This window comes from Clostridium oryzae (genome assembly GCF_002029235.1).
In the GTDB taxonomy this organism is placed as follows: Bacteria; Bacillota; Clostridia; order Clostridiales; family Clostridiaceae; genus Clostridium_AE; species Clostridium_AE oryzae.
The window spans coordinates 32,394-54,238 of record NZ_MZGV01000028.1 but is presented as its reverse complement, the minus strand read 5'-3'; the positions used below and the strand labels follow the sequence as shown (position 1 = coordinate 54,238).

24 protein-coding genes and 1 pseudogene are annotated in these 21,845 nt (G+C 32.8%); 17 read left to right on the top strand and 8 right to left on the bottom strand.

Going from position 1 to position 21,845, the window contains the following annotated elements:
• Position 1 precedes the first annotated feature (1 nt).
• The 8 genes from CLORY_RS13245 (at position 2) to CLORY_RS13210 (ending at position 7,937) form a co-directional block, all read left to right on the top strand.
• Positions 2-190, top strand: a complete 189-nt coding sequence (locus CLORY_RS13245; RefSeq protein ID WP_079425217.1) for a hypothetical protein — start codon at positions 2-4, stop codon at positions 188-190.
• Positions 191-417: 227 nt separating this feature from the next.
• Complete coding sequence (gene murQ / locus CLORY_RS13240) at positions 418-1,326, top strand: N-acetylmuramic acid 6-phosphate etherase (protein WP_079425215.1); 909 nt, start codon at positions 418-420, stop codon at positions 1,324-1,326.
• A gap of 13 nt (positions 1,327-1,339) precedes the next feature.
• Entirely contained in the window at positions 1,340-2,398 is a 1,059-nt protein-coding gene (locus CLORY_RS13235; protein ID WP_079425213.1) for a serine hydrolase domain-containing protein, read from the top strand.
• Between the two features lie 16 nt (positions 2,399-2,414).
• Positions 2,415-3,995, top strand: a complete 1,581-nt coding sequence (nagZ, locus tag CLORY_RS13230; RefSeq protein WP_169911623.1) for a beta-N-acetylhexosaminidase — start codon at positions 2,415-2,417, stop codon at positions 3,993-3,995.
• 11 nt (positions 3,996-4,006) lie between these two features.
• Positions 4,007-4,933 (top strand): N-acetylglucosamine kinase, encoded by a 927-nt coding sequence (locus tag CLORY_RS13225; protein WP_079425211.1) that lies wholly within the window; start codon positions 4,007-4,009, stop codon positions 4,931-4,933.
• Entirely contained in the window at positions 4,923-5,906 is a 984-nt protein-coding gene (locus CLORY_RS13220; protein ID WP_079425209.1) for a GNAT family N-acetyltransferase, read from the top strand. The genes CLORY_RS13225 and CLORY_RS13220 overlap by 11 nt, the downstream gene beginning before the upstream one ends.
• A 1-nt stretch (position 5,907) precedes the next feature.
• The gene (locus CLORY_RS13215) at positions 5,908-7,053 is read left to right on the top strand and encodes an exo-beta-N-acetylmuramidase NamZ family protein (RefSeq protein ID WP_079425207.1); all 1,146 of its coding nucleotides are present in this window, start codon (positions 5,908-5,910) and stop codon (positions 7,051-7,053) included.
• 29 nt (positions 7,054-7,082) lie between these two features.
• Positions 7,083-7,937, top strand: coding sequence for a MurR/RpiR family transcriptional regulator (locus CLORY_RS13210; RefSeq protein ID WP_079425205.1), 855 nt, complete (start codon positions 7,083-7,085; stop codon positions 7,935-7,937).
• A gap of 53 nt (positions 7,938-7,990) precedes the next feature.
• Here the strand turns inward: CLORY_RS13210 and CLORY_RS13205 are convergent, their stop codons facing one another.
• Genes CLORY_RS13205 through rfbB form a run of 3 tightly spaced genes read right to left on the bottom strand, consistent with a single transcriptional unit; the run spans position 7,991 to position 10,472 of the window.
• Positions 7,991-8,233 (bottom strand): PadR family transcriptional regulator, encoded by a 243-nt coding sequence (locus CLORY_RS13205; protein ID WP_079425202.1) that lies wholly within the window; start codon positions 8,231-8,233, stop codon positions 7,991-7,993.
• Between the two features lie 16 nt (positions 8,234-8,249).
• Positions 8,250-9,440, bottom strand: coding sequence for a MerR family transcriptional regulator (locus CLORY_RS13200; protein WP_079425200.1), 1,191 nt, complete (start codon positions 9,438-9,440; stop codon positions 8,250-8,252).
• Positions 9,441-9,479: 39 nt separating this feature from the next.
• On the bottom strand, positions 9,480-10,472 hold the full coding sequence (rfbB, locus tag CLORY_RS13195) for a dTDP-glucose 4,6-dehydratase (RefSeq protein WP_079425198.1): 993 nt from the start codon (positions 10,470-10,472) through the stop codon (positions 9,480-9,482).
• A 210-nt stretch (positions 10,473-10,682) separates the two neighbouring features.
• Here rfbB and CLORY_RS13190 point away from each other — a divergent pair, with 210 nt between their 5' ends.
• Entirely contained in the window at positions 10,683-11,405 is a 723-nt protein-coding gene (locus CLORY_RS13190) for an alpha/beta hydrolase (RefSeq protein ID WP_079425196.1), read from the top strand.
• Between the two features lie 38 nt (positions 11,406-11,443).
• Here CLORY_RS13190 and CLORY_RS13185 read toward each other — a convergent pair whose 3' ends face one another.
• Complete coding sequence (locus CLORY_RS13185; protein ID WP_079425194.1) at positions 11,444-11,989, bottom strand: dihydrofolate reductase family protein; 546 nt, start codon at positions 11,987-11,989, stop codon at positions 11,444-11,446.
• A 191-nt stretch (positions 11,990-12,180) separates the two neighbouring features.
• Here CLORY_RS13185 and CLORY_RS13180 point away from each other — a divergent pair, with 191 nt between their 5' ends.
• The 4 genes from CLORY_RS13180 to CLORY_RS13165 are packed head-to-tail and all read left to right on the top strand — an operon-like array spanning position 12,181 to position 15,637.
• Complete coding sequence (locus CLORY_RS13180) at positions 12,181-13,632, top strand: SpoIIE family protein phosphatase (protein ID WP_169911622.1); 1,452 nt, start codon at positions 12,181-12,183, stop codon at positions 13,630-13,632.
• A 19-nt stretch (positions 13,633-13,651) separates the two neighbouring features.
• Positions 13,652-14,038 carry an ATP-binding protein gene (locus CLORY_RS13175; RefSeq protein WP_169911621.1) on the top strand — a complete coding sequence of 129 codons (387 nt, stop codon included), beginning with the start codon at positions 13,652-13,654 and terminating at the stop codon, positions 14,036-14,038.
• Between the two features lie 26 nt (positions 14,039-14,064).
• Entirely contained in the window at positions 14,065-15,345 is a 1,281-nt protein-coding gene (locus CLORY_RS13170) for a methyl-accepting chemotaxis protein (RefSeq protein ID WP_169911620.1), read from the top strand.
• Positions 15,346-15,355: 10 nt separating this feature from the next.
• Entirely contained in the window at positions 15,356-15,637 is a 282-nt protein-coding gene (locus CLORY_RS13165; RefSeq protein WP_423236522.1) for an STAS domain-containing protein, read from the top strand.
• A gap of 481 nt (positions 15,638-16,118) precedes the next feature.
• On the opposite strand, the gene CLORY_RS13160 is transcribed toward CLORY_RS13165, so the two are convergent.
• Together CLORY_RS13160 and splB are read right to left on the bottom strand one after the other, a co-directional pair.
• Positions 16,119-16,568, bottom strand: a complete 450-nt coding sequence (locus tag CLORY_RS13160; protein WP_079425184.1) for a staygreen family protein — start codon at positions 16,566-16,568, stop codon at positions 16,119-16,121.
• 64 nt (positions 16,569-16,632) lie between these two features.
• A complete protein-coding gene (splB, locus tag CLORY_RS13155; RefSeq protein WP_079425229.1) occupies positions 16,633-17,655 on the bottom strand; it encodes a spore photoproduct lyase in 1,023 nt (340 codons plus the stop codon).
• A gap of 200 nt (positions 17,656-17,855) precedes the next feature.
• Here splB and CLORY_RS13150 point away from each other — a divergent pair, with 200 nt between their 5' ends.
• The 3 genes from CLORY_RS13150 to CLORY_RS13140 all read left to right on the top strand — a co-directional run bounded on the left by CLORY_RS13150 (position 17,856) and on the right by CLORY_RS13140 (position 19,551).
• On the top strand, positions 17,856-18,287 hold the full coding sequence (locus CLORY_RS13150; RefSeq protein ID WP_079425182.1) for an N-acetyltransferase: 432 nt from the start codon (positions 17,856-17,858) through the stop codon (positions 18,285-18,287).
• A gap of 215 nt (positions 18,288-18,502) precedes the next feature.
• Positions 18,503-18,838 (top strand): CD3324 family protein, encoded by a 336-nt coding sequence (locus CLORY_RS13145; RefSeq protein WP_278335336.1) that lies wholly within the window; start codon positions 18,503-18,505, stop codon positions 18,836-18,838.
• Positions 18,839-19,014: 176 nt separating this feature from the next.
• The gene (locus tag CLORY_RS13140; protein WP_079425177.1) at positions 19,015-19,551 is read left to right on the top strand and encodes a GNAT family N-acetyltransferase; all 537 of its coding nucleotides are present in this window, start codon (positions 19,015-19,017) and stop codon (positions 19,549-19,551) included.
• 19 nt (positions 19,552-19,570) lie between these two features.
• On the opposite strand, the gene CLORY_RS24000 is transcribed toward CLORY_RS13140, so the two are convergent.
• Positions 19,571-19,696 carry a hypothetical protein gene (locus CLORY_RS24000; protein ID WP_278335335.1) on the bottom strand — a complete coding sequence of 42 codons (126 nt, stop codon included), beginning with the start codon at positions 19,694-19,696 and terminating at the stop codon, positions 19,571-19,573.
• Between the two features lie 159 nt (positions 19,697-19,855).
• Positions 19,856-20,269, bottom strand: a complete 414-nt coding sequence (locus CLORY_RS13135) for a hemerythrin domain-containing protein (protein WP_079425175.1) — start codon at positions 20,267-20,269, stop codon at positions 19,856-19,858.
• Between the two features lie 438 nt (positions 20,270-20,707).
• Between CLORY_RS13135 and CLORY_RS13130 the strand changes: the two are divergent.
• A pseudogene (locus CLORY_RS13130) lies at positions 20,708-21,770 on the top strand (IS1595 family transposase).
• The last annotated feature ends 75 nt before the right edge of the window (positions 21,771-21,845 follow it).

The window sequence follows — 21,845 nt, the reverse complement described above, 5'->3', positions numbered from 1 at the left end:
TATGGGATTTGGACACTTTAAAAGAAAAGATTACACTAAAGATTTTATAGAAAAGAGCGCAAGGATTTCTTTGAAAGATTTTATAGCATTGAGCATTGCAGCTTTTCAGGTGTTTGCGCCTATCATAATAACTATTTTTGCGGCTTTCTCGATAGGAGTAATTCTGTTGACGAAATTATGGATTAGGTAGAAGATTATGCAGGCAAGAGGAATAGTGCATAGATTGGAAGTGGTTGGAGGAGGCATTTTCCAACCGATGGAAATAACTTCTTACCATTTTTATTTATGGAGTTTTGTGTCAAAACGGCAAATTATATAAGTAGGTACTTGACATTTTATTCTATGAACTATATGATAAAAATGAAATAAAGTTTCATATTTATAAAGTCGATTGTTGATTAATATGAGGTGCAGAGAATGAACTCAAGTTTAGAAAAACTTACAACGGAACAAATAAATAGTAATACTAAAAACATTGATATTATGAATACTGTAGAAATACTTAATAGTATAAATGATGAGGATATAAAGGTTGCATATGCAGTAAGAAAAGAAATTCCTAATATTGTAATGGCTGTTGATATTATTACTGAGAAATTAAAAAATGACGGAAGGCTCTTTTATATTGGAGCGGGGACAAGCGGAAGACTGGGAATACTTGATGCTTCTGAATGTCCTCCTACCTTTGGTACAGAACATGATATGGTTCAAGGAATTATAGCCGGAGGATATGATGCAATTTTAAATGCGGTAGAAGGTGCTGAGGACGATGAAGAAATGGGGAGAAAAATTGTTGCAGAAAAAGGTGTTAGCCCAAAGGATATTGTGGTTGGAATAACTGCCAGTGGTCGTACTCCATTTGTTATCGGAGCTGTAAGAGAAGCTAAACGGAACGGAATTACTACTATAGGTATAAGTAATAATCAGAATTCTTTAATAGGCAGTGAAGTGGATATTAGTATTAATCCCATTGTGGGACCTGAAGTCATTATGGGGTCTACAAGAATGAAAGCAGGAACCTCGCAAAAGCTTGTACTTAATATGCTTACTTCAGCCTCTATGATAAAATTGGGAAAAGTATATGGCAATTTAATGGTAGATTTGCAGATGAGCAATAAAAAGCTGGTAGATAGAGCAGCAAGAATAATTAAGTATGCTACAGGAGCAGATGAAGGAAAAGCTAAAGTATATTTAGAAAAGTCAGATTTTAAACCTAAAGTGGCGATTGTTATGCTAAAAACAGGCGTAGATAAGGAAAGTGCCGAAGAGCTTTTACAATCTGGAAATGGATTTGTAGCTAAAGCTATTGAAGTATATTCCAAATAAGAGGTGAAATGACTTGATTATAAAGAAAGAAAAATTGAATTCAGCGTTTTCTATGGTGGATAATGCTATTTCGAAAGGTTATTTTCCTGGAGCACAAGTGGCTGTTGGAAGAAAAAATGGTGTATTAAGAACAGATAGTTTAGGAAGCAGATGTTTATATCCCAATAAACTTCCAATGACTAAAGATACTGTGTTTGACCTTGCTTCATTAACTAAAGTAGTAGCTACAAACACATTATTCATGCTATTTATGGAAAAAGGATTGATCTCGGTATATGATAAAGTTGATTACTATTTGAAGGATTTTAAAGGCAAATATAAAGAGAGTATAACTATTTTTAATTTGCTTACTCATACAGCTGGTTTTGTACCTTTTAAAGCTTTGTACAAGTTATGCAGGAATTATGAAGATGCTGTTAAGTATATTTGTGGGGTTGAATTAGAGTATGAGCCAGAAACAAAATGCATATACAGTGATTTTTCCTTTATTCTGCTGGGATATATACTTGAGAAAATAGGCGGAAGCAGATTAGATGTTCTTTGTGACAAGTATATTTTTAGACCCTTAGAAATGCATAACACAGGTTATAATCCTAAGGGAGACAATATTGCAGCAACAGAGATGGATGCAGAGTCTGGTAAACCTTTCATTGGCGTATGTCATGATGAAAATGGAAGATTTTTTGATGGTATTTCCGGTCATGCGGGTTTGTTCTCAAACGTAAGTGATTTATGTAAGTTTGCTGATATGCTTATTAATAAAGGTAGGAACTTTATATCACCATTAGGATTTGCAGCTATGACGCGTAATCATACTGCCAGCCTAGGGGAAGATAGAGGGTATGGCTGGTGTGTGAAGGGTGATAGAAATTCATCCGGCGGAGATATAATTTCCATTGGTTCATTTGGGCATACTGGTTTTACGGGAACTTCCATGTGGATAGATGTTGAAAATGATATATATACTATACTTTTGACTAATAGGGTACATCCAACTAGAGAAAATAATAATATTATTAGATTTAGAAGATTGTTCGGTAACTCAGTTTTAAGTTCATTAGCAAATGATTAAGATAGGAGTAATTTTTATGGTTGATATAAGAAAGCTTTCCATTGATATAAAAATTGGACAAATGGTCATGTGTGGTTTTCCTTCTAAATCTTATGATGATCATATTGATGAAATAATAAAAAACAAAAATGTAGGAAATGTTATTTTATTTACCAGAAATATAGGTAATAAGGAAGAAGTGAAAAAACTTACAACAAACCTTCAGCAGAAACTTGTAAAGCATAACGGAATTCCTGGATTTATTTCTATAGATCAGGAGGGGGGGATGGTTACAAGGTTAGCAGAAGAGGTGACTGCTTTTCCAGGCAACATGGCTTTTGGAGCAGCTAATGAAGCTGGAAGTACGTTTAGACAGGGGAAAATCGAGGGAGAAGAACTAAGAATATTAGGGATAAATATGAATTTGGCTCCAGTTATGGATGTAAACTGTAATCCTAAAAATCCCGTAATTGGATGCAGATCTTATGGTGATGATCCAGAAAAGGTTTCTCAATTAGGAATAGATTTAATAAAAGGTCTTAAAGAGAGTAATGTACTTGCTGTGGCAAAACATTTTCCGGGTCATGGAGACACTGATGTGGATTCTCATTTAAGCCTTCCAGTCGTAAATCATGATATGGAGAGGCTTCAGAATATAGAGCTATTGCCATTTAAAAAAGCTATAAACGCTGGTGTAGATGCAATAATGTCGGCTCATGTACTTTTTCCCGCTATTGAATCAGAAAAAAAGCCTGGGACTCTTTCTTATAACGTACTTACATCACTTCTTAAGAAAGAGCTTGGTTTTAACGGAATTGTTGTTACAGACTGCATGGAGATGAAAGCTATAGCTGATTTCTATGGAAGCGATAAGGCTGCAGTTATGGCAATTAAAGCAGGTGCAGATTTGCTTTGCATTTCGCATACTAAGGAAGTGCAGGAAAAATGTATAGATGCTATAAAGACTGCAGTTCTTAATGGTGAAATAGCTGAAGAGAGAATAGATGAATCAGTCATAAAAATCATAGAAATAAAAAATAAGTATAGCGTTAATAAGTATGATAGGAAGGGTAGGTTTGATTCTGTAAATACTTTATATAAAAAAGGATATGAACTTGCGGATAGAATAAGCAGGAAAAGCATAACCATTTTAAAAGATGAGAAAAAATTGCTGCCGGTAAAGGGGAAGGTAAAATCCATTTCTACTGAAGCATTGGCTCTAAATATAGCTGATGATCAAATTAAAATGAGAAATTCTTTCTGTGAAATGCTAAGGGAAAAATTTGGTGGAGATGCTTTTTTGATTCCACTGAAACCAAGTAAGGAATTGATTGATGAAATAGCTGGTTCCTGTAAAGGAGCAGATACAGTCATAGTGGGAGTTTATAATGCTGAAGCAAACAGTGAACAAATTGAACTTGTAAAGAAAATACAGGAAGTAACAGATAAAATAATAGTTGTTTCTATGAGAAGCCCTTACTATTATGTTCACTTTAATGAAGTTTCAACTTATATAAATGTTTATGAGTACACAGAATTATCTGTCAAAAATGTTATAAAGGTAATATCAGGGGAGATAGAAGCATCAGGAATATCACCTGTTAAATTAACTGAATAGAGGTGGACATTATGAAATATGTCATAGGAATAGACGGCGGAGGTACTAAAACTCATCTTAGAATTGCAGCAATGGAGGGTGAGAGCCTTGTTGAATGCAGCAGGGGACCAGCAAATATAAATTCATCAAATGTAGAAGAAGTAAAACAGGTTTTGCAGTCTATAATCTATGAAGGAATAAGCACTTTAGGCCTTTCACTTGAAGAATGCGAAGCCATCTGTATCGGTACAGCAGGAGCTGGAAGACCTCAGGATAAAAAAATAATAAATGAAATATTAGCTGATATTTATAAAGGCAGGATAATAGTAGTAAATGATGCGGAGATAGCTTTGAGCGGCGGAATTGGTAAACAGGAAGGAATAATAGTCATATCAGGAACTGGTTCAATATGCTATGGTAAAGATAAGAATGGAACATTTTTCAGATCAGGCGGCTGGGGACATATTATAGGTGATGAAGGAAGTGGTTATGATATAGGTGTGAGAGCTATAAAAGCTGCCTTAAAAAGCTATGATGGACGTGGAGAGAAAACTATACTGGAAAGTATGGTTTTAGAATATCTAAAGCTCAATTGTTGTGAGGATTTAGTTGCATATATTTATAGAAGCGGCATAGGAAAAAAAGAAATAGCTAGTCTTACAGTCGTTGTAAACGAGGCCTGTCGCAAGGGTGACAATGCAGCAAAAAAAATATTTAGCGACTGTGCATATGAATTATATTTATCTGTAAAGGCAGTTGTAGAGAGGCTTCATTTTAATAAAGCTAAAGTGTATCTTACTACTGCTGGCGGCAGTATTAATAATATAGAGTATTTGTATGATCAATTTAAAAAAGCAGTGCTGGAGAGTTATCCTAATATTGAAATAATTAAAATGAAAAAAGATTCGGCCTGGGGAGCCGTTCTAATTGCAAGGAGTGAGATAGGTGATGGAATTTAAAGAAATAAGCTTTAATGATGAAAAAGTAATAAATGAAGGAATGAGATTATGGAACGATAATCTGGGAGCTGTCTATCCTATGGACTATAAATTGTTCAGCCAAAATTTAAGAGGGGACAGACAAAATAAAAAAATGGTAGGGGTTTTTGATGAAGGCAAGCTTATAGCATTTATAGTATATAAGCAGTCCATTTATAAAAGCGGTTTATTGGAGCCAGATAGGCAAGTTGGATATATAAATTCAATAATAGTAGATATGCATTATAGAAAACAAGGCATAGCAAAAAAACTTCTTAGTGAAGCAGAAAAGGATTTGAAGGCGGCTGGAGTAAAGAACATTCATGTAGCTGGAGATACTTATCACTTTTTTCCAGGAATACCCTCCGAGTGCATATTTGCAGAAGAGTTTTTTAACAGTATGGGCTATAAAATAGAAGGTGAATCTTATGATTTAATAGCTGATATATCAAAGGTAGATTTTAGTAGACTTCCAGGTATATCACTTAATAGGGATAGCAGATATGCAGTTAAGCTGCTTGATATAAATGAAAAAGCTGAGCTATATAGCTTTTTTGAAAGATGTTTCCCTGGGAGATGGTATGAGGAATTTTTAGAATTTTTCGAAATGGGCATGGAGGATAGAGATGTTGTTGTAATGAAAGATGGAGATAAAATAATAGGTTTTGCTCATATATATGATAATAAAAGTAAATTTATTGGTGCACCTGTATATTGGAGACAGTCACTTGGAAGTAATTATGGTGGTCTTGGACCTATAGGTATAGATGAAGCTTATAGAAAATGCGGACTTGGACTATTGATATTATACAAAGCTCTTGAAATATTAAAGCAGCGAAATGTTGAAAATATGGTAATTGATTGGACGAGTAGACAGATAATTAATTATTATGGAAAATTCAATTTTATGCCATGGAGAAAATATAAACATGCTACTAAAGTAGAGGATTTGTAAAATGAGTAAAGTGAGTCTAGGAATTGATAATATTGAGGATTATTTAGATCTATTTCAACATAAAAAAGTTGGATTAATTACGAATAATACTGGATATAACAGTGATTTTAAGAGCACGGTAGATATTTTAAAAGAAAAAACCTATCTTACAGCACTTTATTCACCAGAGCATGGTATAAGAGGAGATGTTCAGGCAGGAGAAAAGGTTGACAGCTATATCGATGAAGCTACAGGTATAATAGTTTACAGCCTTTATGGGAAAAATAAAAAGCCTTCAGAAGAAATATTAAATAATGTTGATGTACTTGCCTTGGATATACAGGATGCTGGTGCAAGGTTTTATACATATCTTTACACCATGGCCTATGCAATGGAAAGCTGCAGGGAGTTTAACAAAAAGTTTGTTGTCTTTGATAGACCAAACCCCATCAACGGAAAAGATGTAGAAGGAAATCTTTTGAAAGAAAAGTTCCGTTCATTTGTTGGAAGATATCCTATTCCTCAGAGATATGGATTGACTATTGGGGAAACTGCAAAGTTATTCAATGAGGAATTTTCTATTGGCTGTGATTTAGAGGTCATTCCAATGAAAAATTGGAAAAGAGATATGTACTTTGATGAGACAGGACTAAGCTGGATTATGCCTTCACCTAATATGCCATCAGTAGATACTTCAATAGTGTATACAGGTACGTGCATTTTTGAAGGAACTAACATTTCCGAAGGAAGAGGTACTACAAAACCTTTCGAGATTATAGGAGCACCCTGGCTTAATGCTAATAGAATAGCTGATATTATGAATTCAATGAATCTTCCAGGGGTAAAATTTACGCCGGCTTTTTTTACACCAACATTTTCTAAGCATAATGGAGAGCTATGCAGGGGGATTCAGCTTCATGTAATAGATAGATATATATACAAACCTGTAAAGACAGGATTATTCTTATATGATACAATTAGGAAAGCTAGTGGTGATAAATTCGAATTTATTACTTTTGGAGAAAAGAAGTCTAGTTTTGGCATTGACTATTTAACGGGAGATGATCGTGTCAGGAAGAATTCTTATAAGGTAGAGCAGTTATATAGTCTATGGCAGAATGAGGTTAAAAGATTTATATCTGTTAAGGAGAAATACCATTTGTATTAATTATATTTTATTAAGAGAGGATATAGTACATGACTGGTAGTTTAATTCGCATTAAAGAAATAATTAATAATTTAAATCCATCAGAGAAAAAGATTGCTCAGTATATTCTTGATAATCCGAAAGAGATATCTGACCTATCAATAAAGAAACTATCAATGAAGAGTGGTTCATCGCAATCAGCAGTAGTAAGGCTATGTAAGATTCTTGGTTATAAAGGCTATAAAGAATTTAGGATAATGATTGCTAAGGATACAGTTAATTTTAATAGAGATAATGAAAATAGATATACCGATGTAGAACCAAAAGATGATCTTGCTATCATTATGAAAAATATTAGCTACAATAATAAAAAATCTATAGACAATACTATGGAGGTTTTATCGGAAGAAGCTGTTGAAAAAGCAGTTGAAGCTATAACAAAAGCAGATCGAATAGATTTTTACGGTATAGGGGCTTCACAGATAATTGCTATGGATGCCTTTCAGAAATTTACCAGAATTAATAAGAATGTGAGAGCTACGCCGGATACACATCTTCAAGTTGAGTTTGCATCTAATCTAAAAAAAGGTGATGTTGCTGTTGCAATCTCCTATTCTGGTGAAACAACGGACACCTTTGAATCTATTCAGATAGCAAAAGAAGCAGGTGCGACAACTGTAAGCATAACTAAGTTTGGAAACAATTCTATTAGCAGTATATGTGATATTAATTTATTTGTGCTTTCACCAGAGATTACGTTCAGAAGCGGAGCTATGTCCTCAAGAATAGCCCAGCTTAATGTTATTGATATACTGTTTACTGCTGTTGCCAGTAATATGTTTGATGACGTTAAAGAAGCATTGGAGAATACAAGAATGGCGGCTATGAGTAAAAGAATAAAGTGAAATCATATAAAATGTCACGTGCCAGGCACGTGACATTTTATTCTCATAATTCATTATTTTTCTACCCCCAAATCTAAAATTTTATTAACTGTTTCAGAAATACTATTCCAGTAGTCTTCAAAAGAATGAAGCATATCTAATCCATCAGCTGTAATAGAATAATATTTCTGATTTGGACCCAGTGGAGATGGTCTAAATTTTGAAGAGATTATCTTCTTTTTTTCTAGGCGGACGAGTAATTGATAAATAGTTCCTTCACTTATGTCAGTAAAACCATAAGATTTTAATTTTTCCATAATCTCATAACCGTTCCTACCCTTTTTTACAACAAAAAATTCCTGCCATCTTTGTAATTCTCAATCCATTTTTTTTATTTATCTTTTGTATAATAAAGTTTTTAAATTCAACATATTTCGAATTTAAGTATTCATGTTGATTACCGTGGCAGGATAATATATAATCAAGCAGCGGTAGTTCATTATCCACTAAAAGATAATCATCGTAAATATATTTGCTAACCTCATGAAAGTAATTCTTTAATTCAGATTCTCCATTTTCCAATCCGAATATATCGTATAAATTTACTTCGGAAAGAGCAATCCTTGAATCAAATTCTTTTACTAATTGTTCTATTTCTTTCATGTGCTCTTTGCCATAGGTACTGCAGTAGAAAGAACCGCTATTTTTAAGTACACGCTTAATCTCATTAAGAGCTTTATCCCTATCTTTTAGATAAAACATAACATGATTAGCTATAATCATATCGAAACTTTTATCTTCAGCAGGGATACAGTGGCAATCAAATTGTTGAAAAGTAATATCAGTTTCTATATCTTTTAGATTTTCTTTAGCATCGTTAAGCATTCCCATAGATATGTCCGATAATGTTAAGGAGGCTTCCTTTGGGATAAAGGACCTATTTACTTTCCACAGTTCTCCATTACCACAGCCAATTTCAAGAATTCTCATGCCGGGTTTTAACTTAAGCTTCGAAAAGATCCACTGAAACCATCCAACAGGATTTACTGAATAATTTTTATGAAGTTCTATTCGTGCGTTTACATTGGAACTATTTTTATATTGCTCTATAAGTGTCTTTTCCATATTTGTAATATGAATAAGGTGAATGATTCTATTCCAATCAATATCTTGATTAACATCAAAAACTTTTGAAGTCTCCTGTATAGATTGTTCCACTAACTTAAGATGCTCAATTTTTTCTCTTACTAACTTCAGCTGAAGCTCGAAGGAATGTTTTAAGTAATCATGATCGTTATCATTGATTGTTATATCGATTATTTCTTCTAACGAAAAGCCAAGATATTTTAGTATTAGTATTTTTTGCAGCTTTGCAAAGTCCGAGTCTGTATATAATCGATACCCTGACTCACTGATATGACTTGGCTTAAGTACTCCCTGATTATCATAGTATCTTATAGTACGTACTGATACATTAGCTTTTTTTGCGAATTCTCCAGAAGTGTAGTAACATTTATCTCTCATGAATTACCACCTTAATTCCTCATTAATTATTTATAATTATTAATTGTTCTCTAGATACCAGTCTATAGTTTGCCTTATTCCGTCTTCAAATTTTACTTTAGGGTTCCAACCTAATTTTGTGCGAATTTTAGTTGGATCTATTGCGTATCTTCTATCATGTCCTTTACGATCACTAACAAAGGATATACAATTTTTAGGAATATTAAAATTATACTCTTGGTTTAAAAGATTCACAATTGTTTCAGCTATCTCAAGTGTATTTTTCTCGTTGTGGCCTCCTACATTATAAATATCCCCCAGTCGTCCTTTTGTTATCGCCAAATCGATAGCTCTGCAGTGATCTTTAACATAAAGCCAATCTCTTACAGCTAAGCCATCTCCATAAATCGGTAATTTTTTGTTTGCAATACAATTATTGATAAGCAGCGGGATTAACTTTTCTGTAAACTGATGTGGACCGTAGTTATTGCTGCAGCGAGTACGTATTACGGGAAAATGGTAGGTATCATAGTAAGCCTTAGCCATCATATCTGCACTGGCTTTACTAGCAGAATAAGGATTCCTTGGTGCTATAGGCGTTTCCTCTGTGAAGTATCCTCCATCAGGTGATTCTCCGTATACCTCATCTGTAGATACATATAAGAATCTCTTATCATTTTTAAAACCTTCTTTGCTTTCCCAGGCTGCTTTTGAACAATCTAATAAATTCATTGTTCCTAGTATGTTAGTGCGTACAAACTCATCAGAACTTTCAATGCTCCTGTCTACATGAGTTTCGGCTGCAAAATGCACTATGTAGTCCACATTATAGGCTGACAATAAATTAGTTACAAGAGCTTTATCACAAACATCTCCTTTTATAAACTGGTAATTTTTATTGCTTTCTACTGTCTTTAAATTTTCAAGATTAGCTGCATAAGTGAGAAGATCGAGATTAATAATCCTTATGTCCTCTTTGTAAGTTTCAAATAAGTATTGAATGAAATTTGAGCCGATAAATCCGGCACCGCCTGTTACTAAATAAGTTTTCATATAGAATCTCTCCTCTTGTTTTGATGACACAAGTATATTAGATGACGTGAGGGAAGGGTCAAGTAAATTATTAAAGTTTTTTAGAAAGCAATGATATAGTCAATCTTATGGTTATGTAATATAATGGGTGTATCGTAGGCAAAAATGTCACGTGCCAGGCACGTGACATTTGATAGAATTCAGATAATGGCAGATAAGAGGAGAACAAAGATGAAAGGAACTATAAAGAATATAATTATTACAGGCTATAAATGTATTTTGTATCTTCCAGAGAATTATGACAGTAGTAATACGTGTTATCCTGTAGTGTATATTAATGGTGATGATGGTGTGGAACAAGTGATTAGCGATATAGAATCACATTTTAATACTGATTGTGAGGAGTTTATTGCTGTAAGCATCCAATCACTTAATTGGAATAGAGACTACTCGCCGTGGCCTGCGCCTAGATTATCTAAAAAAAGTGATGATTTTGAAGGGGAGGCATTAACTTATATTGAAACACTAGTAAGCTCTATAAAGCCTTTTATTGATAAAAATTATAGAACTAAAGTTGAACCTCAGAATACTGCTCTAATAGGGTATTCACTTGCTGGATTAGCAACTTTATATACAGCCTATATTACAGGGATTTTTGGTAAAATAGGCTGTCTTTCAGGTTCTTTATGGTATGACAAATGGATTGAATTTATTGAAAAACACAAATTAGTAAATAGAGATTTAAAAATATATATGTCACTAGGTAAAAATGAGGAGTTTGTGAGAAACAGCAGAATGGCAAAAGTAGGTCAGTACACAAAACGGACTGCTGAAATTCTTAAAGAGCAGCTTGTTTGCAACGAAAATCTGTTATTGGAGTGGAATGAAGGAGGTCATTTTTCTGACGTTCCGCAAAGATTCGCTAAGGCTTTACTATGGATTCAGAATATATAATCTCCGTTACCACTGGGTGTGGTTAGTACACTATAATACTATATATTTTTTTCTAATCCATATAAAAGTGCTACTACACCTGAATCAAAATGCTCAGTTTTTATTAATTTAAGCGACGTGCAGGTTTTTTCTTTGAATAGGCGCTTTCCTAAACCTAAAACGATGGGATAAACAAGAATATGGTATTCGTCGACTAGTCTATGATTTATCAATGTATTTACTAGTTCGGCGCTGCCGTAGACTAAGATATTCTTGCCGGGAAGTTCCTTTAGCTTTTCAATTTTATCTACAACATTTTCGTCTATTATACTAGAATTACTCCAATGAACTTCTTTTAATGTAGTAGATACAACATACTTTTTCATACTGTTCATCCTATCTGCAAAGCCCTCATCATCGTACATATTAGGCCATGCGGCAGCAAAATTTTCATAAGTTACTCGTCCAAGCAGCAAGGTATCAGATGAAAGCAGTTCATCATACTTAAATTCAGATATTTCTCTATTCCAATAAGGTACTGTCCAAGATGGATTATCCATAATTCCGTCCAACGAAACGTATGTAGAGACTATTAATTTCTTCATTTTATTTATTCCTCCAGTTCATTAATAATATATATTATTGCATTATTTTCATATTTTATTTTGTACTATGATAAGATGATTAATCTACTTGAAAAACCTAATTCTAAAAATAACCAACATTGTTTTCTAGTACAAATTATACTATAATATTCTTAAATATAGCATTTGTTTTATGTATGGGAGTGACTTTTTTGCAAAATATTAAGATATTAGATTCTATGTCGTATGATACATCGTTGAATAATCCCAGCACTTTGTTTAAAATATTTAATGCTATTCCAGATGTTATAAAGATTTATAAGCCTAATCGTACAATTGTTTTTTTTAATGAAGCAGCCTGTGATTTTTATAATAAGCAACAGGAAGAAGTTTATGATAAAAAGTGTTTTGAGATTTTGGATAATATGGATCATTGTGATGGTTGCCCATTTGAGGAGGTTCTAGCCTCAAGGAAAATGGTTTATATTGAAAGATACTATCCAAATGCCAATAAATATATGAATGTTTGTTATACTCCGGTTTGCAGCACTTATGGTGAAGTTGAGTTTGTTGTAGAAAGAATGACAGACATTACCGAGAGCAGAACTTCGTCTAATCTTTTAAAGAGAGATGAAAAGATGTATAGAGACATTCTAAATGCTTATCCTGATGGCATAGTTATTATTCAGGACAACAAGCTGGCTCTGGCGAACAATGAAATTAATAAAATGATTGATTTAAGCATTTTAGATGAAAAGGATAGAAGCATATTTTATTGCATGCCTGAAGAAAGCAGAAAAAATGCCACTAAAATGATTAGAAATATTCTTAAAAATAAATCTAAAAAAGTAATAAGATCTTACAACTATTATAATTCAAAAAATGAGAAGAGCAATCTTCAAATTTCATTAAGTTATATAGTGTATAAAGGTAAAGATGCAGTACTGGCAATAATAAGAGATGAAACAGAATTAAGAAAAAGTTTGAATATGGCTACTGATATTCAAAATAGCTCTCTTCAGAAGGAATTCCCATTACGGGATAAAGCTGATGTGGAGTGTCTATATTATCCAGCCAATACTGTCAGCGGCGATTATTTTAAAATGTATAAAATAAGTGAAGAGCTAGTAGTTGGTGTTCTTGTAGATGTTAGTGGAAAAGGTGTTACTGCTGCACTTAATATCTCCGCTTTTGACGTTCTGTTTCTTCAGGAGATTTTAACTAATCATGATCCTGAAATAATAATAAATAATTTAAATAGTAAGTACAATGAATACAACCAAAGCTTTATTGCAGCATGTTGTTTTAGTTTTAATTTCACGACAAAAGAGGCGATTGTGGTAGGGGCTGGGATAAATGAATTTTTAGTCAAAAAAGCAGATGCTACTGTTAACGAAATGGAGGTAAAAGGACCATTTATAGGCATGTTCACAGATAGTTTGTTTGATAAAAAATCAATTAGGTTTGAAAGTGGGGATGAATTCTATTTTCTTACAGATGGGTTAGATTTCATATTTAATGATGGAAGAGTTATACAAACTCAGTTGGAAAAATTAAATATGAAAAATTTTAAAAAATATATGGACAAACATTTAAATGATATGATTTTAGAGAATGGTTCATTAAAAGACGATTCTTCAATGCTTGCTATAAAGATAAAATAAAATAAAGGTGATAATTATGATGAATTTAATTAACAAGAAACAAACATTGTATGGTCTTGATGAGTATGATAAGGTAATAGATACCGTTGTTTCAGATTTAAAAGCTGAGAAGTATTATTTTGACATAAAATTGATTTTGACAGAAGCATTAACGAATGCTTTTGAACATGGAAATGACGGAGATAAAAATAAACCAATTGATTTAGTGTATAATTTTGATGGAAAATATTTAAACTTTAAAGTAATCAGTTCGAATACTAAACCAGAGAGTATTAGTATTCCAAAGTCTATTGATGAGGATAGCCTATTAGATGAACATGGAAGGGGGCTCTTTTTAATACAATCTATGGCTGACAAGGTTGAGTTTAAAGATAATTCATTAATTATAACAAAATGCATTCTGTAGAAAATGACATAGGGGAGGAAGTTACTATGAAAATAAGTTTAAAAACAAAAATAGTTTTGCAAATATTGGTAGCGTTTTTTATACCATGTATTATGTTCGGAATTTATACATATGTTTCAACATCAAATGTAATGAGTCCAAAACTTTTTAAGTCATTAAGGGTTACTATAATAATAGTTATGATAGCTGTTTTAGCTGCATATCTATGTATAGCCTACATTTTAGTTAATAAGAGGATAATAAATCCAATAAAACAGTTGGAAAAATCAATGACTGAAGCAGGCAAAGGTAATTTCACTGTAAGAGCTAATATAAATACAGGCGATGAAATAGGGATGCTTGGCAAGTATTTCGATGATATGATTGAGAGCCAAGATCATATCATAAAAAATATAAGAAATTCTTCTGAAAGCCTTACTGCTGCTTCAGAAGAGATATCTGCATCTTCAGAGGAAATCAGTTCAAGTACTGAGGAAATAGCAATTAATATACAGGAAGTAGCACAAAGCTGTGAAGAGCAGAACAGTTTGATAGTACAAACTTCTGAGGTTCTTGTTCAACTTTCCAGTCTAGTACAGATAGCTCAGAGTAAAGCAAATACTGCAGCAGAAAGCTCTAATAGTGCTATGGAAGCTGCAACTAACGGTCGAACTCATGTGGCTAAAACGTTAGAAGCTATCGAAAATATAAATAAAACTTCCAGTGAAGCTGAAAAAGTTATGCATATATTAGATGAACTTTCAAATAAAATCAGCGGCATCATAACGACAATTAATGCCATTGCTGAACAGACGAATTTGCTGGCCTTAAATGCAGCTATTGAAGCTGCAAGAGCCGGTGAACATGGTAAAGGCTTTAATGTAGTTGCCGAAGAAATAAGAAAACTTTCAGAAGAGACGGGCAGCGGTGCAGGTGAAATATCAGAATTAATAAACCAGATGACAGCATTAACAAAGAAGGCTGTAGAGTCTATGGATTCTAATAAGCAAGCAGTAGAAAACGGAGTTGAGGTAGCTTCCAATACTGATAAATCTTTTGTAAATATTATTTCTGCAGCGGAAAAAATAGTAAATGACGTTAAGGAGATAGTAGAAGTAACAAGAGATGAGGTAGCAAGTTCAGAACAGATTGTTAAGCTGATAGATTCTGTTGCAACTATTACAGAGAAAAACAGTGCTAGCAGTGAGGAAGTGGCTGCAGCAACTGAACAGCAGTCATCGGTAATGCAAAATATCGCAGCTAATGCAGAGCATACGAGTGATACAGCTGTTAAGATGAATAATTTGATAGAAAAATACAATGTTTAGAAGGTGATGGATGATGGAAAATGTTATTGCAATACCAGATAATTTTGCAGTAGAAGAAGCTGCAGAATACAGAAAAAAGATATATAAGTTAATTGAAGACGGTGAGAGAAGTTTTATATTTGACTTTAGTAAATGCAATTTTATTGATAGTACAGGCTTAGGAGTCTTAGTAGGAATTTATAAGAGATGTAATGAAGCAAATGGCAAGTTTACCATCAGGCATATAAATAATCCTCAAGTTTTAAAGGTCTTTCAGCTTACTAGACTGGATAAAGTATTTAATATTATTTAGTATAAGGTAGAAATATATAGATAAAAAGGCGGTTAATATAAAGAAATATTATCCGCTTTTTTAGTTTCTAGGAATTTATGTTTTTTTCCAACTGTGGATAACTTTTCATTAGGATTAAGCTATACCCCTAAAGAGTAAGAAAGGTGGGAATTAAATGAAAAAACGGTACAGCGTGCTTACGAAGAAGTTAAAAAGAAACAGTAATATATTTTTAAGTTAGTGAATTAAGATAAGAAGGCAATAAACGCAATGTAATAAAAGTATTTTGTTAATATTAAGAGTCAGGGCATAAAAAATGGTTACACCCGACGAGGCATTTGGAACGAGTTTAGCAATTATCCGTGTCTTTTAGGCAAATTTCCGTTAAGATGGCGAATTGTTTGAGGCGTAACCGAGTTATGAGCCATTAGGAAATTTGACTAAAAGATGCGGTGAAATTGCTTAATGAGCGGAATTAGCCGACATAGGGTGTAACTATTTTTTATAGAGTATAATCAGAAAAAGTGCCCCAATTCTCTACTCGGTTATAATTAGCATCTTCAGAATGAAAATATACTATTATAGGAGCGCCATCAAGTTTAGTATGAGCATCGAAAAAATATCTATCTCCATATCGTATTGCCTGTAAAGCTAGAGGTAATTCCCTTACAAAGATAGAATTGCGTATTTCCGTTGAAGGATTACCAGTTTCAGAATCCAAGTGGAGCTGAACATAAAAATAATAGCCTATAGGCGTTTTTATCCAGCGGCAAAGTACTTCATCTCGCATAAGTGTGAGTTTATCAAAATCGTAGTATGGAGCGATTGTAAGAAAAAGTTCTGCAGTTATGTCAGAATGCGTTAGAGTATATAATCTTGGAATAATGGGTTCAGTAGGCGTAACACCACTTTTAAATTCAACAGAAAGTTTATTTGGATCAAATGTACTCATATAAAATCTTCCTCATTAATATTTCAATATAATATTATATTAATCAAGAAAGAATAGTGTAACTCTAAATAATATATTTAATTTCTTTATTTTCAAAAAGTTCTTCCAGCTCCTTTGTAAAGAACTGCTTTATCTCTTCAATAATTTCTTTTGAATATACGTACTTACCATAACCAAATTGACCATATTTAAATTTACGCTCCTCATCATTCATTGGAAGTTCGCTATCTGGATAAATCTGATTAATAACATTTTTAGCTGCAGTAGTATAACGATGGGATATAATTTCAAAAGTCACTGGAAAGCCTAAATCTTTTGGAAGTTTTTCACTCAAACTGTAAAGCAAATCGTGATATTCTTCTTTCCAATTATCGTATATAAATACAGGAGCAATAAGAAAACCTATAGGATACCCAGCGCTAGCCATTTTTATGCTTGCTTCGATTCTTTTATCTCTGGAAGCTGTAAAATGCTCATATTTTTCAATAACTGAACTGGTATTGATACTAAATCTTATTTCAGTATGTCCATTGTGCTTTGCATTAATAAGTGAATCAACATCATTGTATTTAGTTACAAATCTAAAACGCGTGTTTTGAAGTGTTCCAAAAAACTCGATAGCTCTGAAAAGGGAGTTAGTATAGGGTTCTAATGGTATAGGGTCGGAAGTAGCAGAACCTTCAAATATAGTTATGTTGGCAAGTCTTTCTTTACTATATTTTTCAGCTTGATTTAGAATATCATCAATATTTACATGCACTCTGATAAAAGGTTTGTCACCTAATCTTGTGTTCAGATAACAGTATTCACACTGTCCCATGCAGCCTGATACAAGTGGAAGCTGGTAATGTGCAGATGGCTTGCAGGATTGAAACTTTAAGCTTTTCTTTGTACCTACAATCAAAGTTCTTTTTCCCTCTCTGTATTGCTCATAAAAGTCATCTCCTGGAATGTGCTGACTGAATTTATTTGAACTTAAATTTATAATTTCTATATTAGGCTTGCTTTTATAATAGCCAAGTATTTTCTTTGCCATATCATATTTCATTACGTCTTTTTCTAAAATTATTCTTTTGGGTATAAACATAAGCATATTAAATAAAACAGAACGTTACAAGCTGTTTTATTCTCTCCTTTCTAAATAACAAAATCATTTATGTATTATATTATTTGTTTAAATATATAGAGTAATGCATAAAGGTATAGTATAATTTTTGTTGAATATTACTTATAGATTATCTTTAAGACAAGATATATTAGCGTAATTTGCTGCGGGGAGAGATGGATATGATAAAAGAATTAGAGGATTTTGATGTGGATGAAGTTATGGATATTTGGCTGAGAACAAATATTGAAGCCCATAGTTTTATACCGAAACAATATTGGATTAACAACTTTGACATAGTGAAGAATCAATATATTCCAGCCTCAAAGACTTTTGTTTATATGGATGGAGAGGCGGTTAGAGGGTTTATTAGTGTAATGGACAATTTGTTTATTGGTGCATTATTTGTCTCACAGGATTATCAGGGAAAGCAAATAGGAAGGCAGTTGATGGATTACTGTAAGGGTCAGTACCCTAAGCTTGAGTTATGTGTATATAAGGAAAATACAAAAGCCCTGAATTTTTATAAAAGATGTGACTTTGCAATTAAGTCAGAACAGATAAATAAGGATTCTGGATTTTTAGAATATGTAATGAATTGGACAAAAAAATAATAAAAATGGTATAATTTATTAAATGCATGGACTAATTAATAAATGCATTTAATAAATGTATATGGGGGTGTCTTTTATGGGGTGTTACAATTTATTTTATGCTACAGTAAAAAAAATGCTTCAAGCAAAGACCAGAATGGAACGGGTAGCTGCTTTGCTTGGAGCTTAAGAATTTAGCTACAAAATTAAGCTCCGATAATACAGGTAAATAAAGTATACTTTCAGGTCTTTGCCTTAATTTATTAAAATTAAGAAGGAGCAAAGATATGAGATATGTTAAAGCGGATAATGTATTACCAGAGGAGATAATAAAACTAATTCAGAACTATATAGATGGAGAATATTTATATATACCACGAAAATGTGAAAATCAAAAATCCTGGGGTGAAAAAAACGGAACAAGAAAAGCCCTTAGAGAGAGAAATAATCAGATATTCATGAAATATATGAATGGTGCTAAAGCTTTAGATTTAGCCAATGAATATTTCCTTTCAGAACCGAGTATAAGAAGAATTATCAGCAGAGAGAAAAAATTTGTTCAGACAAAATAGCCACATGAGGTTATAAGATGGAGTTGCCGGCGGAGATACTTTCCAGCTGAGGGCACTCCATCTTTTTGCATGTTTAAAATTAGTACAGAATAATTTTGGATATATATGGTCTTGGTTCAAGGCGATATAATATTTTTAAAGCAGTTTATATATGTCTTAACATTGAAGGTGATAGCGTGAAATTTAGAATTGTACCTAATAATAGAGAATATGCACAGCAAATGATAGACAAATGGAAATATGATGGAGAATATGCTATATATGATTATGCGAATGAAGCTGAAGAGTTGTTAGAAGAAAAAAGCTGGGGCTCTGAGAGGTTTGCCGTTTTAGATGACAAGAACGAGCTGATAGGAGAGCTCACTGTGGAATTTTTCAGGTCAGTGGGAAAGGACTCCGAAGATGATGGTTATGTGGAAATTGAAACTGTAAGAAATAACCCTGAAGCAGCATATGAAATGTGGATAGGTTTTGGATTGAAACCTGAGCTTACAGGAAAAGGTATTGGAAAGCAATTTGTTACCGAATGCATTAATTTTGCTGTAGATTTCCATAAATATAGAGGTCAGTACGTGAGGCTTGGTGTAGCTAAGTTCAACCAGCGGGCGGAAAAGGTTTATAAAAGGGTTGGATTTAGCATTTTTGATAGTTGTGAAGCAGAGATAGATGGTAAAAAAATAGAGATACTGTGGATGAGAAAGAGGCTATGGTAACAGCCTCTCTATTTATTAATTAACTACTTCTAATCTTTTTGTTATGTTTCTTAACAGCTTTTATTATTAAATAAGCAATACCACCCCAAAGTGCTATATTTATAATAGTAATAACTGTTGTACTTGGAATGAAAATAATCTCCATATAAACACCTCTGATGGAAAATTTTACATTAATCATATATCAATTTGAAAAATAACTCAATGATTAATTATTTTCGCAATGGCTAACTAAGTTGGTATTATATGACAATCAAAAAAATAAATAAGAAGTAGTAGATTCCTTAGGAATGATAGTACAAGGCTAAATATTCTCTATAGTCGGATACAGAAGATTATCTTCTTTATTTAATCTGTTCTTTAGCAATTTAAGTATTTGGGTTGTAGAAATTATAAAGCTTTGTGCATTCCCGATGATTTTGCTTTTAGTATCAAATTGGACCTTGTAAGCTTGAAAGTCTGAGCTTATACTTCCCATTTCGCCTATGTATTCCCTTGCCATTGTTTTTATTTTATCATCACCACTATTTAGAAGCGCTGGATATAGGAATTCGTCTTCTGACTGAAGATGTATCTTTAATGTACCCATAAGTAGGTTAAGTTTCAGAGATACATCAAAGGCATCCTGCTCAATATTATTTTTTCTAATTAGTGTTTCTAAAGTTTCAATACTTTCATAAATAGTTTTATGCTGTCGTATTAAATTATCTATATGCATAAATAAATTCCTCACTTTCACATTCGAATTATTAAATTTGTTCCTTACATTCTCAATTATACGTTTAAACTCCAAATTATTCGGTAACAAATGTTACAAGATAAGTTTGTTTTTCATACATAAGTTCAGAACAGAAGATATTTGTTGTACAGAGAATACTAGCTTATGCAATGAAGGAGGCAGCATTTTGAGAAAACTAAATGTTTACGAAGTAGTTAAAGAGAAAAAGTAATGTATTTTAAAGTTAATAAATTAATAGAAGAAGACAACAGAAGTAATGAAATAAAAGAATTTTTCAAATATTAGGAGTTAGGGCATAAAAAAGATAGTCGATGGATGCCACTATCTTTTATTTGTCTCTAGGAAATGTTCATGAAAGCGTGCTTTCACCAAGTAGAATGAAAAAGTAATCTTCTTTTTCGTAGGAAATTATGCTTTTTGCCAACTGTAGAGTCAGTAAAGAATGATATAGAGGCTTTAGGTACAGCAGGACAAGAGGAAATACTACATTATCTTGAAGAAGTGTTTGTGTTAGGCTCATTTGCTACAGAAGTTACAAATGAAGTTAAGGAAAACAGATTTTCAAGGGGGAAAGTCTGCCCTCATTGTGGTCATGATGAAGTATCCAGAAATGGAAAATATAAAGAAAAATAAAGATATATCTGCAAGTTCTGCCGAAAGACTTTTACCGACTTTACACTCTCTCCAAAGCATAATAGCAAGAAAGATGTTAAGCAATGGATACAATATGCCAAGTGCATGATAAATGGCTATTCCATAAGAAAATGTGCAGAGAAAGTTAAAATAAGCATACCCACATCATTTTACTGGAGGCATAAAATATTGGACGCAATTAGAGCCTTTATGGGTATCGGAAGTGTGGGTGGTGTTATAGAAGTTGACGAGGCGTTCTTCAGGGAGTCCTTTAAAGGAAACCATAGGAAAAACACTACTTTTACAATTCCCCGAAAAGTCCATAAAAGAGGTGTTAAGGGTAGTTATAGCAGTAAAGATGAAAAGAGAAAAAGAGGTATTTCAAAGGAACAGGTATGCGTTTTATGTGCTATGGATATAACAGGAAATCTTATTACTGAACTTATATGTAAAGGAAGAATGAAGCATACAGATTTAGAAAGGCTCTTTACAGGTAGAATTGAGGATGAAGCCATTCTTTGTACAGACTCCCATAAGAGTTATATTCAGTTCGCCCAAAATTTAGGCGTAGAACTCCAACAAATTAAGCGTGGTAAACATAAAGAAGGCATATATCATATAACAACATATTAACGCCTTCTATAGCAAATTAAAGAAGTGGATGAATAGGTTTAATGGCGTTGCAACTAAATATCTTGCTAATTATATGTATTGGTTTAAATGGCTTGAAATCTTTAATACCGAGAAAGATACTATAAAGAGCAAAAATTTATTGGTTCAATCCTATACCTCTCATACTGACACAAAATTAAAGGATTTTAGGATTAGAGAAGCAATCTATGTATAATGCGTGTAAAATATTTGAAATTATACCTCTACATGTTATATAATAAAGTAAATAGAGAATTGTAGATTTTTGTAG

Excerpts from the sequence above, each read along its gene's own strand:
- CLORY_RS13245 (WP_079425217.1), top strand. The coding sequence starts at position 2 with ATGGGATTTGGACACTTTAAAAGAAAAGATTACACTAAAGATTTTATA.
- murQ (WP_079425215.1), top strand. The coding sequence starts at position 418 with ATGAACTCAAGTTTAGAAAAACTTACAACGGAACAAATAAATAGTAAT.
- nagZ (WP_169911623.1), top strand. The coding sequence starts at position 2,415 with ATGGTTGATATAAGAAAGCTTTCCATTGATATAAAAATTGGACAAATG.
- CLORY_RS13225 (WP_079425211.1), top strand. The coding sequence starts at position 4,007 with ATGAAATATGTCATAGGAATAGACGGCGGAGGTACTAAAACTCATCTT.
- CLORY_RS13220 (WP_079425209.1), top strand. The coding sequence starts at position 4,923 with ATGGAATTTAAAGAAATAAGCTTTAATGATGAAAAAGTAATAAATGAA.
- CLORY_RS13215 (WP_079425207.1), top strand. The coding sequence starts at position 5,908 with ATGAGTAAAGTGAGTCTAGGAATTGATAATATTGAGGATTATTTAGAT.
- CLORY_RS13210 (WP_079425205.1), top strand. The coding sequence starts at position 7,083 with ATGACTGGTAGTTTAATTCGCATTAAAGAAATAATTAATAATTTAAAT.
- CLORY_RS13205 (WP_079425202.1), bottom strand. The coding sequence starts at position 8,233 with ATGGAAAAATTAAAATCTTATGGTTTTACTGACATAAGTGAAGGAACT.
- CLORY_RS13200 (WP_079425200.1), bottom strand. The coding sequence starts at position 9,440 with ATGAGAGATAAATGTTACTACACTTCTGGAGAATTCGCAAAAAAAGCT.
- rfbB (WP_079425198.1), bottom strand. The coding sequence starts at position 10,472 with ATGAAAACTTATTTAGTAACAGGCGGTGCCGGATTTATCGGCTCAAAT.
- CLORY_RS13190 (WP_079425196.1), top strand. The coding sequence starts at position 10,683 with ATGAAAGGAACTATAAAGAATATAATTATTACAGGCTATAAATGTATT.
- CLORY_RS13185 (WP_079425194.1), bottom strand. The coding sequence starts at position 11,989 with ATGAAGAAATTAATAGTCTCTACATACGTTTCGTTGGACGGAATTATG.
- CLORY_RS13175 (WP_169911621.1), top strand. The coding sequence starts at position 13,652 with ATGAATTTAATTAACAAGAAACAAACATTGTATGGTCTTGATGAGTAT.
- CLORY_RS13170 (WP_169911620.1), top strand. The coding sequence starts at position 14,065 with ATGAAAATAAGTTTAAAAACAAAAATAGTTTTGCAAATATTGGTAGCG.
- CLORY_RS13165 (WP_423236522.1), top strand. The coding sequence starts at position 15,356 with ATGATGGAAAATGTTATTGCAATACCAGATAATTTTGCAGTAGAAGAA.
- CLORY_RS13160 (WP_079425184.1), bottom strand. The coding sequence starts at position 16,568 with ATGAGTACATTTGATCCAAATAAACTTTCTGTTGAATTTAAAAGTGGT.
- splB (WP_079425229.1), bottom strand. The coding sequence starts at position 17,655 with ATGTTTATACCCAAAAGAATAATTTTAGAAAAAGACGTAATGAAATAT.
- CLORY_RS13150 (WP_079425182.1), top strand. The coding sequence starts at position 17,856 with ATGATAAAAGAATTAGAGGATTTTGATGTGGATGAAGTTATGGATATT.
- CLORY_RS24000 (WP_278335335.1), bottom strand. The coding sequence starts at position 19,696 with ATGGAGATTATTTTCATTCCAAGTACAACAGTTATTACTATTATAAAT.
- CLORY_RS13135 (WP_079425175.1), bottom strand. The coding sequence starts at position 20,269 with ATGCATATAGATAATTTAATACGACAGCATAAAACTATTTATGAAAGT.